This window comes from Acidocella facilis ATCC 35904 (assembly GCF_000687875.1).
GTDB classification, from domain to species: Bacteria; Pseudomonadota; Alphaproteobacteria; order Acetobacterales; family Acetobacteraceae; genus Acidocella; species Acidocella facilis.
In genome coordinates this window covers 238,726-251,038 of record NZ_JHYG01000002.1, presented here as the reverse complement: position 1 = coordinate 251,038, position 12,313 = coordinate 238,726, and the positions used below count along the sequence as shown (strand labels likewise).

The window sequence follows — 12,313 nt, the reverse complement described above, 5'->3', positions numbered from 1 at the left end:
GAATGAGAAACGCCGCCCGTGGGGCGGCGTTTTGGTTACAGCAGCGCGAGAGCGGCCAGCGCCCGGCGCATCGAATCCGGCATCTCCTCCGCCCCCTTGCCCATGGCGGCAAGATCGGCCGGGGCGTCCTTGGGGTCGAGATAGCGCCAGCCCTGGAAGGCGCGCATCGCCCGGCCCTCGACGCGAATCAGCTCCGGGTCCAGCACCAGCGCGGCGCAGGCGCTGCCATCCGCCTCGGTGTCGGCCAGAATATCCAGCACAGGCTGGCGCACCATGATGACGCCGTTGACCACCCAATAGATCGAGCCGCCATCCAGGATCTCGTCCCGCCGCTTGGGCATATGGCGGGTGAAATGACGTAACGGCGGCATCTCTGCCGCCGTTTTCTTCTGCCAGGCGGCCAGGTGCGAAACATCCTTCGCCCCCGCCGCCAGCTTGATCAGATGAACCGTGATTAGTTCTTAGCCTTATCGACCAGCGCGCCCTTGGAGATCCAGGGCATCATGCCGCGCAGCTTCGCACCCACTTCCTCGATCGGGTGGGCGGCGTTGCGGGCGCGCACGGCCTTGAAGCTGGCTTGGTGCACCTTGTTCTCCAGCATCCAGTCGCGGGTGAAGCGGCCGGTCTGGATGTCTTCCAGCACCTTCTTCATCTCGGCCTTGGTCTCGGCGGTGATGATGCGCGGGCCGGTGACATATTCACCGTACTCGGCGGTGTTGGAGATCGAGTAGTTCATGTTGGCGATGCCGCCCTCATAGATGAGGTCGACGATCAGCTTCACCTCGTGCAGGCACTCGAAATAGGCCATCTCCGGGGCGTAGCCGGCCTCAACCAGCGTCTCGAAACCGGCGCGGATCAGCTCGACCAGGCCGCCGCAGAGCACGGCCTGCTCGCCGAACAGATCGGTCTCGCATTCTTCCTTGAAGGTGGTCTCGATGATGCCACCCTTGCCGCCGCCATTCGCGGAGGCATAGGACAAAGCGATCTCGAAGGCATTGCCGGACGGGTTCTGCGCCACGGCCACCAGGGTCGGCACGCCGCCGCCCTTCAGATACTCACCGCGCACGGTATGGCCGGGGCCCTTCGGGGCGACCATGAACACGTCGATATCCTTGCGCGGGTCGATCAGGTTGAAATGCACATTCAGGCCGTGGGCGAAGGCGATGGCGGCACCCTCGCGCAGGTTCGGGGCCAGATCCTTGTAATACAAATCGGCCTGGCCCTCATCCGGGGTCAGCACCATCACCACATCGGCCCATTTCGCGCACTCGGCCGGGCTCATCACCTTCAGCCCCGCACCTTCCGCCTTGGCAACGCCGGCGGAGCCAGCGCGCAGACCGATGGCGAGTTCCTTGACGCCGGAATCCTTCAGGTTCAGCGCATGGGCATGGCCCTGGCTGCCATAGCCGATGATGGCGACCTTCTTGCTCTTGATCAGATTAACGTCGGCATCCCGGTCGTAATAAACGCGCATGTCTAGGGTTCCTGGTTGGTCTTGGAAAATACTGGCGGCTCACCTAGCGCGTTATGACGGCCCTGTCACCCGCCTTCCGGCTGATTTCCGGCATGCCAGCCTCCCACCACGCGCAATGTTATTTCTATCAGAGGCCATATTGTGGAATTTTTGGATCGTGCGACCTGCCCTACCCGCTATTGCGCAACGCCGCCGCGGCGCCGTTGATGGAGATATGCACGCCGCGGCGGATGCGCTCGGAGGCTTCGCCATCCTCGCTCTGCTCGCGATAGCGGCGCATCATCTCCACCTGCACATGGTTCAGCGGGTCCAGATAAGGGAAGCGGTTGAGCACCGAGCGGCGCATCACCGGGTTGCGGTCGAGCAGCGCCGTCTGGCCGGTGATCTCCAGCAGATAGGCCCGGGTGCGCTCATATTCGGCGATGATGCGCGGGAAGATGCGCGCGCGCAGCTCCTCATCCTGTACCAGGGCAGCGTAGCGCGCGGCGATGCCCATATCCGCCTTCGCCAGCACCATGTCCATGTTGGAGAGCAGCGTGGAAAACACCGGCCAGTCGCGGAACATGGCCTGCAGCAGCGCCATCCCCGCCTCGCGCCCGCGCGCCGCCAGCAGCCGCTCCACCGCGCTGCCGAACCCGTACCAGCCAGGCAGCATGATGCGGCATTGCGCCCAGGAAAACACCCAGGGAATCGCCCGCAGATCCTCGATCGAGCGGCTCTTGCTGCGGCTCGCCGGGCGGCTGCCGAGATTGAGCGCGGCGATTTCCGAAATCACCGTCGATTGCCAGAAATAATCCTCGAAGCCCTCGGTCTCGTAGACCAGATTGCGGTAGGCGGAAAACGCATTGTCGGAAAGCTCGCCGAGCGCGCCGACGAAATCCTCCTGCGGCGGCGCCGCCACCGCCTGGTCGGCGGTGGCCACCAGCGTCGCCGCCAGGATCACTTCCAGATTACGCCGGCCAACTTCCGCATTGCCGTATTTGGCGGCGATCACCTCGCCCTGCTCCGTCAGGCGGATCTGCCCCTGCACCGCGCCGGCAGGCTGCGCCAGAATCGCCTGGTAGGACGGCCCGCCGCCGCGCCCGACCGAGCCACCGCGGCCATGAAACAGCCTGATGCGCACGCCATGTTTGGCAAATACCTCAACCAGCCCGACCTCGGCGCGGTACAGCTCCCAGCCGGAGGTGACAAAGCCGCCATCCTTGTTGCTGTCCGAATAGCCGAGCATCACCTCCTGCACATCGCCGCGCCCGGCCAGCAGCCGGCGATAGGCCGGGGCGGCGAACAAGGTTTCCATGATCGCCGGGGCGGCGCGCAGATCCTCGATGGTTTCAAACAGCGGCACCAGATTCACATCCAGCGCCCCCTCGGCCGGGCGCAGCAGCCCGGCTTCCTTCAGCAGCACCGCCAGCTCCAGCATGTCCGACAGGCCATCTGTCTTGGAGATGATCATGGTGCGGATGCAGCGCTTGCCGTAACGCAGATGCGAAGCCCGCGCCTCATCGAAAATCGCCAGCTCCTTGGCGGTGAGCGCGCTGTAGGCGACATGGCGGGAGACCAGCGGGCGGGCGGTCTCCAGCTCCTTCAACAAAACCCCGATGCGGCCCTGCTCGTCCAGCGCCAGATAATCGGTGCCGGGCTGGGCGATGGCCAGCAGCTCCGCCACCACTTTCTCATGCACATCGGAATTCTGCCGCAGATCCAGCGGTGCCAGCGTCCAGCCGAAGGCCTTGGCCGCGCGCAGCAGCGCGCCCAGCCGCCCTTGCGTGGCCAGCACCCCGGCGCCATGGCGCTCCAGCGAGCGCGCAACCACCAACAGATCCGCGATGAAATCCTCCACCTGCGAATAAGGCTGCGCCTGCACCCCGCGCACGGAAGCGGAGATGGAGCCGGTATGCTCGCGGCCCAGCAGCGCTTCATAAGTGGCGGCCAGCCGCGCCTGCACATTCGCCAGCGCCAGCCGGTAGGGCTCATCGGCGCGGTGCTCGGATTGATCCGGGGAGTTGTCGGCCAGGGCGCGCAGCTCCGGGGTCACGTCGACCAGCAGCATGGCGAAAGAGAGTTCCTGGCGCAAAATCCGCGCCTCGGCGATGTAATGGGTCAGCGCCTTGTCGGCCTGGGCGGCCAAAGTCTGGCGCAGCACCTGCGCGTCCACGAACGGGTTGCCGTCGCGGTCACCGCCGATCCAGGTGCCGATTTCCAGGAAGGCCGGCAGCGCCGCCAGCTCAGCCCCGGTGGCGCGCTCCACCGCCGCATAGAGCTTCGGCACCTCGGCGAAGAAGGTGGCATCGAAGAAGGTCAAGGCGTTGGCGACTTCGTCCAGCACCGAGAGCTTGGACATGCGCAGCATCCGCGTCTGCCACAGCGTGAGCACCCGGGCGCGCAAGGCGGCCTCGATCTCGGCGCGCTCGCCCAGCGTATCCGCCAGCCGGTCGCGCCGGGTCAGCAGCCCGGCGATCGCGTCCAGGCAATCCAGGATGGAGCGGCGCTGCACTTCCGTCGGGTGCGCGGTGAGCACCGGAACGATATAGGCGCTGCCGAAAAACTCCTTCAGCCGGGCTTCGTCATAGCCATGCGCGCGGGCCTGGTTGAGGCCGCCGGCCAGTGAATCCTCACGCGGCCCGGCCCCGGCGATCAGATGGGCGCGCCAGCGGCGGGTATGGTGATGATCCTCGGCGATATTGGCGAGGATGGAGAAATAGCCGAAGGCACGGGTGACACGGTTGATCTCGGCATCGGAGAGCCCGGCCAGAATCTGCTCCAGCTCCGCCTGGGCGGATTTATCCTCGTCGCGATGATAGCGCACGGCGAGCTGGCGGATGGTCTCGATCAGCCCGTAGCTCGCCGGGCCGTCAATGGCGCGGATGGTATCGCCGAGGATGCGCCCGAGCAGGCGAATATCCTCACGCAGGGCCTCATCGAGGGACTCAGAACGGTGCTTTTGCACTTCAGACGTATCCATGCGCGTATCAAACGCGCTTATCACATTCACGCAAGCATTTTTTGCAGCGCAACAAAAAAGCCGCTCCCCAGGGGAGCGGCCTCTTTCATGCCGAAATGTATGTATACTGATTAAAACATCCGTATACCGGTCAGGCCGCACTCTTCTGCGCGCGGTTTTCCACCAGATCCGCGACCACGCCGGGATCGGCGAGGGTCGAGGTGTCGCCCAGGCTCTCGGTCTCGTCGGCGGCGATCTTGCGCAGGATGCGGCGCATGATCTTGCCCGAGCGGGTCTTCGGCAAGCCCGGCGCCCACTGGATCACATCCGGTGCGGCGATCGGCCCGATCTCCTTGCGCACCCAGGCGATGAGATCCTTACGCAGCGTCTCGGTCGGCTCCACATCCGCCACCAAGGTGACATAAGCGTAAATGCCCTGGCCCTTGATGTCGTGCGGGTAGCCGACCACAGCGGCCTCGGCCACCGCCTCATGCGCCACCAGCGCGGATTCGACCTCGGCCGTGCCCATGCGGTGACCGGAGACATTGATCACGTCATCGACGCGCCCGGTGATCCAGTAATAGCCGTCCGTATCGCGCCGGGCGCCGTCGCCGGTGAAATACAGCCCCTTGAAGGTGGAGAAATAGGTCTGCACGAAGCGCTCATGGTCGCCATAGACGCTGCGCATTTGCCCCGGCCAGCTATCGGCGATGCAGAGATTGCCCTCGGTGGCGCCGGTCAACTCCTTGCCCTCGCCATCGACGATCAGCGGCTTCACCCCGGGCAGCGGCCGCGCGGCGGAACCGGGCTTCAGGGCGATGGCGCCTTCCAGCGGCGTCATCAGCACGCCGCCGGTCTCGGTCTGCCACCAGGTATCGACGATCGGGCAGCGATCCTCGCCGACCACGTGATAATACCAGCGCCAAGCTTCCGGGTTGATCGGCTCGCCGACCGAGCCCAGCAGGCGCAGCGATTTGCGCGAGGATTTTTTCACCGGCTCTTCGCCGTCGCGCATCAGCGCGCGGATGGCGGTGGGGGCGGTGTAGAAGATATTGACCTGGTGCTTGTCGATCACCTCCCAGAAGCGCGAGACGCTGGGATAATTCGGCACGCCCTCGAACATCAAAGTGGTCGCGCCATTCGCCAGCGGGCCGTAAACGATATAGGTGTGGCCGGTGACCCAGCCGACATCGGCGGTGCACCAGAACACTTCGCCCGGGCGGTAATCGAACACATATTGATGGGTGTAGCTGGCCCAGACCATATAGCCGCCGGTGGTGTGCAGCACCCCCTTCGGCTTGCCGGTGGAGCCGGAGGTATAGAGGATGAAAAGCGGGTCTTCCGCGTTCATCTCCACCGCCTGATGGGTGGGCGACGCCTTCGCGGTTTCCTCCTCGTAGGAGAGATCGCGGCCGGGCTGCATCGCCACATCGGCCCCGGTGATCTTCACCACCACGACACTCTTCACGCTCGGGCAGCTCTTCAGCGCCTCATCCGCATTCACTTTCAGCGCCACCTTGCGGCCACCGCGGCGGCCCTCATCGGCGGTGATCAGCGCCACCGAGCCGCAATCCTGGATGCGGCTGGCCAGGCTGTCCGGCGAGAAGCCGCCAAACACCACGGAATGGATCGCGCCGATGCGCGCACAGGCCAGCAGCGCCACGGCGGCTTCCACCACCATCGGCAGGTAAATCGTAACGACATCGCCCTTCTTGATGCCCTGGGCGGTGAGCACATTGGCAAGCCGGCAGACCTGCTCATGCAGCTCGCGATACGTGACCTTCTTTGACTGGGACGGGTCATCGCCCTCCCAGATGATCGCCACCGCATCGCCGCGCTCGGCCAGATGCCGGTCCAGGCAGTTGGCGCTGGCGTTCAGCGTGCCATCCTCGAACCATTTGATCGAGACATTGCCTTCGAAGCTGGTATTCTTGATCTTGGTCGGCGGCTTCATCCAGGAAATGCGCTTGCATTCCTCGGCCCAGAACGTCTCGGGGTTGCTGGCCGCCGCGTTGGTCATCTGCTCGAAACGGGCGGCATTGATCAGGGTTTTGGCTTCGACTTCCGGCTTCACCGGAATGATATCGGCATCGGACATGTCGGCGCTCCTCCTCCTTGTTTTTGTATGGGCGTTTTATCACAAACTTCCAGCGTCCGCGCCATCCATGATCCGTTCTGGCGCATTTCGTTACAACCAGAGGCGGCCATGGCCTATGGTTTCTGCAATGCTGCCCCGCAAGATCGTTGACAAAACTTCATGTTTCTGTGCCTGCTTGGCACGGCAATCGACTTTGGACTTGACTTCGGCTCCCGCGCGCCCGCTGCTGGACGCAGACAAGGCAGACCACGGTTGTCCCGGCCAGTTTGGCCGGGCTGGTGAAACGTTTGAGGAGCGACGAAGACTATGCCGATCGGTACTGTGAAATGGTTCAATACGACCAAGGGTTTTGGGTTCATCGTGCCGCAGGATGGCGGCAAGGACGTGTTCGTGCACATCACCGCCGTGCAGTCCGCCGGCCTGCGTGGCCTGAATGAGGGCCAGAAGGTCAGCTTCGACATCACCAAGGAGCGCGGCAAGGACGCCGCTGTGAACATCAAGGCGGTCTAAGCCAGCCTAGTTCGCGTCAACGCCGCCCTTCGGGCGGCGTTTTTGTATCATGCCCCCGTGTTCGGCCGATAGGCGGTGGCGAACTGATCAAGCGCGTCCTGGATCTCCTGATCCGAGAGCAATACCGGCCCGCCCGCCTGCAGGGACAGCAGATATTGTTGGGCCAGCACCTCCAGCTCGCTTGCCGCGCCCAGCGCCGCCTCCACATCCCGGCCCACCGCCAGCGCGCCGTGATTGGCCATCAGGCAGGCCCGCCGCCCCGCCAATGCGCGCAGCACCGCCTCTGACAATTCCGCCGTGCCGAACAACGCGTAATCCGCGCAGCGCACATCGCCGCCGCCGAAGCGTGTGACCATGTAATGGCAGGGCGGAATCGCGCGACGCGCCATCGAGAGCGCGGTGCAATAGGGCGCGTGGTGATGCACCACACCGCCCACCTCCGGGCGGGAGAGATAGATATCCAGATGAAAACGCCATTCGGAGGAGGGGCGGAAGCGGCCTTCAAAGCTGCCATCCGGGCGCAGCAGCGGGATCATCTCCGGCGTCAGATCCTCGTACGGCACCGCCGAGGGGGTGATGAGAATCCCGCCCTGCGTGCGCAGCGAGACATTGCCGGACGTCCCCGCCGCCAGACCGCGCGCCGCCATCTCCCGCGCCGCACGGATCAGCGCCTGCGCCTGCGCACTCACGAGGCGGGGGCGAGATGCAGGTTGGGGGAGATTTTCAGCGCGGCGCCGGTCCAGCGCAACGCCAGCGTGGCCTTGCTGACCGGCGCGGTGGCGAAATGCCCGGCGGCACAAGCACTCTTGGCATCCTTGGCGCTGACATAGCTCAGCGTCGCGCTGGCGCCGTCTTCCGCCGGGGTGAGGCCGTCGATCCCCAGCGCCACCGCCTCGCCGTCCGCAAGCCCCTGGCAATTGGCGTTGGGGGACATGGTGCCGCGCAGATCGCGCGCCGCCAGCACCGCCGGCTTCTCACCGCCCGGCGGCGGCAAGGAGAGCAGCGAAAGCCGGCTATCCGCCTCGCCCTGCGCCTCGTCGGTATAGAGGCAGACGAATTTCGCCCGCCCGGTCGGGGCCAGCGAGACGCAATGCTCCGCCTGCCCGCCTGGATACCAGCCTTTCAGTTTCCAATGATCCGCATCGCGGACGAACAGGATGCCGCCGCCGAAATTATTCACATGCGGCTCGAAGCTGCCGGCATAGGTCACATAGGCCTCATCCGCCGTGGCGCTGGTGAGATGGCCGATGACCACGCTCTTCAACGTGATGCCCAGCCCCAGCCCGGCGCCGCCATAATCCTGGGCGGGATAACCCGGCAGGCTGGTGCATTGATGCGCATAGCCGCCCCCGGCCCCGCTGGCGCCGCCGCAGACCAAGGGCAGGAACGCCGCCTGCTCGGCGGCGCTCAAGGCGCGCGGATCGTGATTTTCCGCTGCCGCCGGGTTGGGCGGTGCCTGGGTGGAACCGCCCTGCCCGGCGCCGCCGCCGGGCTGGCTCTCGTGCGGCAGGAACAAAAACAGCCCCGCCGCGACGATCACGACCAGGGAAAACAGAGCGGCGAGGCGCTTCATCAAAAACTCCGGAATCGGTCCAATCACCGCTTTGCCGGGTTTCCCGGCTTCGGTAAACAGGACGTAACTTAAGCTTTTGGAAAGGAAGCCGATGGTGCTGCGGCGTGGTCTGCTTGCTGCGTTCCCCGCTCTGCTGTCCGGCTGCGCCAGCTGGCAGGCGCCGGGCTTCCATTTGCCCAAACTCCCCCCCGCCCCGCCCGGCCCCTACCGGCTTGGCCCCGGCGATGCGCTGAATTTGCGGGTGTTCGACCAGGCGCAGATGTCCGGCAGCTATCATGTCGATGATGGTGGCAATATTGACCTGCCCTTGCTGGGGCTGGTGCAGGCCGGGGGCTTGAGCACCGACGCGCTGGCCAAGAGCATCGCCAGCCAGCTGCAGGCGCGCCAGCTCATCCTGCACCCCTCGGTGGCGGTGGAGATCGCCACCTACCGGCCCTTCTACACGCTGGGCGAGGTCACAACCCCCGGCCCCTACCCATACCGCCCGGGCATGACAGTCCTGACCGCGATTTCCATTGCCGGCGGGTTCACTTACCGGGCCGAGACAGCCTATGTGGGAGTGACGCGCACGATTGGCAGCAAGGCTGCCCAATACCGGGCGCCGACCACAGCAATGGTTCTGCCGGGTGATGTCATCACAGTCTTTGAGCGCCGCTTCTGAGCCGACCAGCGGGGGCATCCCCCGCACCACCGCGCTCGCCCTGGTTGTCGCCGGCTATGTGACCTTCGTGAATATGTGGTGCACCCAGGCGATCCTGCCGGTGCTGGCGCAAAGCCTGCATGTCTCGCCGGCGCTGACCGGCTACACCGTCACCGCGCCGCTGATCGCCACCGCCGCGATGGCGCCGCTGATCGGCATGCTCTCGGACCGGTTCGGCCGGCGCGTCTTCATTCGCGGCGCGGCGCTGCTGCTGATCATCCCCACTTTGCTCGCCGCCATGGCCAGCTCGCTGCCGATGCTGATCGCCTGCCGGTTTCTGCAAGGGCTGCTGCTGCCCTTCATCTTCACCGTCACCATCGCCTATATCAGCGACGAGATGAGCCCGGCCAACGCGATGAAGATGGTGGGCATCTATACCTCCGGCACCATCACCGGCGGGTTTTCCGGGCGATTGATCGTCGGGTTCGTGACCGCGCTGACGCATAATTGGCGCATCGGGTTTCTGGTGATCGGGCTGATCACGCTGGTGGCGGCGCTGATCATCACCTTCCTGCTGCCGCGGGAGACGCGCTTCAAACCCACCACCGGCGTGGCGGGGGCGCTGGCCTCCTTTCCCAACCATCTCTCCAACAAGCGGCTGCTCGGCACCTATGCGGTGGGGTTCGGGGTGCTGTTCTCGCTGGTCAGCGTCTTCACCTTCATCAATTTCCGCCTGGCCGAGGCGCCCTATAATATGGGCCCGGCGGCGCTGGGGGCGATTTTCGTGGTCTATCTCGGCGGCGTGGCGGCAAGCCCGGTGGCTGGGCGGCTGGGGGCGAAGATGAACCGGCAATGGCTGATGGCGGGCTGCACCGGGCTGATCCTGCTCGGTCTGGCGCTGACCTTGGCCAGCCCGCTCTGGATGATCGCGCTCGGGCTGCTGCTGATCTGCTTCGGGGTGTTCCCGCAGCAGACGCTGGCGACCGGCTTCATCGGCATCGCCGCGCGCGGGGCAAAATCCACCGCCGTCGGGCTGTATGTGACGGCCTATTATATCGGCGGCAGCTTCGGCGGCATCATCCCCGCCGCCGCCTGGCACAGCGCCGGCTGGATCGGCTGCGCCGCCATAACCGCCCTGGTGCAGCTGCTGATGCTGGGCTTCGCCTGGAAGAGCTGGAAAACCGCCTGATCAGTCGGGCGCTTTATGGGTGGGATCGACCCAATAGACTGATTCCGGCTTTTCCACCGGCTCGATACTGTCGATATTCACCACCACCGCGTCATTGTCCGAGCGCACCAGCACGCATTGCAGCACCTGCTCGGGGTCGGCATTGATCTCCTGGTGCGGCACGTAAGGCGGCACATAGATGAAATCCCCCGGCCCGGCCTCGGCGACGAATTCCAGGCTCTCCCCCCAGCGCATCCTGGCCTTGCCGGAGACGACATAGATCACGCTCTCCAGCGCGCCGTGATGATGCACGCCGGTCTTGGCGTTGGGATCGATGGCGACGGTGCCGGCCCAGAGGCGCTGCGCCCCGACGCGGGCCTGGTTGATCGCGGCCTGGCGAAACATGCCGGGGGTCTGGGCGGTGTTGGCGTCCAGCCGGTCGCCTTTGATGACGCGCACACCATCATGCTTCCAGCGCGGCTCGTGGTCATGGTCGTGGGTATGATCGTGCGGCATCCCGCTCTCCCTTCACTCTCCGTGAGGAGGATGCGGGATGCCGGGCGGTTTGAAAACCCTCAGCTCCGAAAGCGCACGGCCTGGCCCTGCGGCTCGCCGGTCACCTGGCCTTCATACATCACCACCTGGCCGCGGATGATGGTCGCCATCGGCCAGCCGGTGCAGGCCACGCCGTCGAAGGGCGTCCAGCCGCATGGGCTGGCGATCCAGCTATTCTCGATGCTGCGCCGGGCCTTGAGATCGACCACGGAGAAATCCGCGTCATTCCCGGTCACGATGCGGCCCTTGCCGACGGCGCCATAGATCCGCGCCGGGCCCTCGGACATCAGCTGCGCGAGGCGCAGCAGCGAGAGCCTTCCCTCATTCACCTGGGTCAGCATCAGCGGCAGGCTGGTCTGCACGCCGGTGAGGCCGGCGGCGGTGGCGGGCCAGGGTTTTTCCTTGGCGGCGCGCGGATGCGGCGCGTGGTCCGAGCCGATATTATCCACCGTGCCATCGGCCACCGCTTCCCAGGCGGCATCCATATGGCGCTTGTCGCGCAGCGGCGGGTTCATCACCGCATAGGGGCCAAGCCGCTCATATACATCCGGCGCGCATTGCAGCAGATGATTCACCAGCACCTCGCAGCCCACCAGATCCTTATGCGCCTTCAGGAAGGCGAATTCCTCGGCGGTGGAGACGTGCAGAATATGCGCCGGGCGGCCGGTGCGCTCGGCAATCGCGGTGATCCGGCGCGTGCCCTTGAAGGCGCATTCCTCATCGCGCCAGACATAATGGTCGCTATACGGCCCGCCGCCCTCAAACTGCGCCCGACGCGCCTGCAGCCGCTCCTCATCCTCGGAGTGAAAAGAGACGCGCCGGCGGCCCGAGCGCATCAGCCGCTCGATGCTTTCATCGTCGGAGACCAGCAGATTGCCGGTGGAGGAGCCGGCGAACACCTTCATCGCACACACACCCGGCAGGGTTTCCAGCGTGCCAGTCTCGTCCAGATTATCCATGGTGGCGCCGGCGAACAGGCCCATATCGCACCAGGCATGGCCAGCGATGTAATCATGCTTGGCGGTCAGGCTCGCAACATCCACACCCGCCGGGTTGGTGTTGGGCATGTCGAAACAAGCGGTTACCCCGCCCAGCACCGCGCCCAGCGAGCCCGAACGCATATCCTCAACGCCCTCGACCCCGCCTTTGCCGCCATCGCGAAAATGCACATGCGGGTCGATGAGTCCCGGCAGTACGTGCAGCCCGGCGGCGTTGAAGCGCTCAGCCGAGGCCCCGAGATTTTTGCCGATGCCGGCGATCTTGCCGTCTTTCACGGCGATATCGGCGCTGGTCTCGCCCCAGGGGAGGACCACAATGCCGTTTTCCAGGATCAGATCATAGCTCATGGCAATTC

11 protein-coding genes are annotated in these 12,313 nt (G+C 65.3%); 3 read left to right on the top strand and 8 right to left on the bottom strand.

Features of this window, described 5'->3' with window-relative positions:
- Positions 1-35: 35 nt before the first annotated feature.
- The 4 genes from T331_RS0103620 to acs all read right to left on the bottom strand — a co-directional run bounded on the left by T331_RS0103620 (position 36) and on the right by acs (position 6,513).
- A complete protein-coding gene (locus T331_RS0103620) occupies positions 36-434 on the bottom strand; it encodes a DUF1489 family protein (RefSeq protein WP_280512641.1) in 399 nt (132 codons plus the stop codon).
- Between the two features lie 20 nt (positions 435-454).
- Complete coding sequence (gene ilvC, locus T331_RS0103615) at positions 455-1,474, bottom strand: ketol-acid reductoisomerase (protein WP_008494962.1); 1,020 nt, start codon at positions 1,472-1,474, stop codon at positions 455-457.
- Between the two features lie 169 nt (positions 1,475-1,643).
- Positions 1,644-4,436, bottom strand: coding sequence for a phosphoenolpyruvate carboxylase (gene ppc, locus T331_RS0103610; RefSeq protein ID WP_035179161.1), 2,793 nt, complete (start codon positions 4,434-4,436; stop codon positions 1,644-1,646).
- A 130-nt stretch (positions 4,437-4,566) separates the two neighbouring features.
- Positions 4,567-6,513, bottom strand: coding sequence for an acetate--CoA ligase (gene acs, locus T331_RS0103605; protein ID WP_026439060.1), 1,947 nt, complete (start codon positions 6,511-6,513; stop codon positions 4,567-4,569).
- Between the two features lie 306 nt (positions 6,514-6,819).
- Between acs and T331_RS0103600 the strand changes: the two genes are divergently transcribed.
- On the top strand, positions 6,820-7,023 hold the full coding sequence (locus tag T331_RS0103600) for a cold-shock protein (RefSeq protein ID WP_008494955.1): 204 nt from the start codon (positions 6,820-6,822) through the stop codon (positions 7,021-7,023).
- 47 nt (positions 7,024-7,070) lie between these two features.
- Here the strand turns inward: T331_RS0103600 and T331_RS0103595 are convergent, their stop codons facing one another.
- Positions 7,071-7,712 (bottom strand): class II aldolase/adducin family protein, encoded by a 642-nt coding sequence (locus T331_RS0103595; protein ID WP_026439059.1) that lies wholly within the window; start codon positions 7,710-7,712, stop codon positions 7,071-7,073.
- On the bottom strand, positions 7,709-8,596 hold the full coding sequence (locus tag T331_RS0103590; RefSeq protein WP_026439058.1) for a hypothetical protein: 888 nt from the start codon (positions 8,594-8,596) through the stop codon (positions 7,709-7,711). Before T331_RS0103590 ends, T331_RS0103595 begins: the two co-directional genes overlap by 4 nt.
- Positions 8,597-8,687: 91 nt before the next feature.
- Between T331_RS0103590 and T331_RS0103585 the strand changes: the two genes are divergently transcribed.
- Both T331_RS0103585 and T331_RS0103580 read left to right on the top strand, forming a co-directional pair.
- On the top strand, positions 8,688-9,257 hold the full coding sequence (locus T331_RS0103585) for a polysaccharide biosynthesis/export family protein (protein ID WP_026439057.1): 570 nt from the start codon (positions 8,688-8,690) through the stop codon (positions 9,255-9,257).
- Positions 9,241-10,425, top strand: a complete 1,185-nt coding sequence (locus tag T331_RS0103580) for an MFS transporter (protein WP_051622092.1) — start codon at positions 9,241-9,243, stop codon at positions 10,423-10,425. Before T331_RS0103585 ends, T331_RS0103580 begins: the two co-directional genes overlap by 17 nt.
- Here the strand turns inward: T331_RS0103580 and T331_RS0103575 are convergent, their stop codons facing one another.
- On the bottom strand, positions 10,426-10,920 hold the full coding sequence (locus tag T331_RS0103575; RefSeq protein WP_026439055.1) for a cupin domain-containing protein: 495 nt from the start codon (positions 10,918-10,920) through the stop codon (positions 10,426-10,428). It abuts the gene before it with no gap.
- Positions 10,921-10,979: 59 nt separating this feature from the next.
- A complete protein-coding gene (locus T331_RS0103570) occupies positions 10,980-12,305 on the bottom strand; it encodes a dihydroorotase (protein WP_026439054.1) in 1,326 nt (441 codons plus the stop codon).
- Positions 12,306-12,313: the final 8 nt, after the last annotated feature.

Bases quoted from the DNA above. Each gene is read 5' to 3' on its own strand.
- ilvC (WP_008494962.1), bottom strand. From the start codon at position 1,474: ATGCGCGTTTATTACGACCGGGATGCCGACGTTAATCTGATCAAGAGC.
- T331_RS0103570 (WP_026439054.1), bottom strand. From the start codon at position 12,305: ATGAGCTATGATCTGATCCTGGAAAACGGCATTGTGGTCCTCCCCTGG.
- T331_RS0103600 (WP_008494955.1), top strand. From the start codon at position 6,820: ATGCCGATCGGTACTGTGAAATGGTTCAATACGACCAAGGGTTTTGGG.
- T331_RS0103590 (WP_026439058.1), bottom strand. From the start codon at position 8,596: ATGAAGCGCCTCGCCGCTCTGTTTTCCCTGGTCGTGATCGTCGCGGCG.
- acs (WP_026439060.1), bottom strand. From the start codon at position 6,513: ATGTCCGATGCCGATATCATTCCGGTGAAGCCGGAAGTCGAAGCCAAA.
- T331_RS0103585 (WP_026439057.1), top strand. From the start codon at position 8,688: ATGGTGCTGCGGCGTGGTCTGCTTGCTGCGTTCCCCGCTCTGCTGTCC.
- ppc (WP_035179161.1), bottom strand. From the start codon at position 4,436: ATGGATACGTCTGAAGTGCAAAAGCACCGTTCTGAGTCCCTCGATGAG.
- T331_RS0103575 (WP_026439055.1), bottom strand. From the start codon at position 10,920: ATGCCGCACGATCATACCCACGACCATGACCACGAGCCGCGCTGGAAG.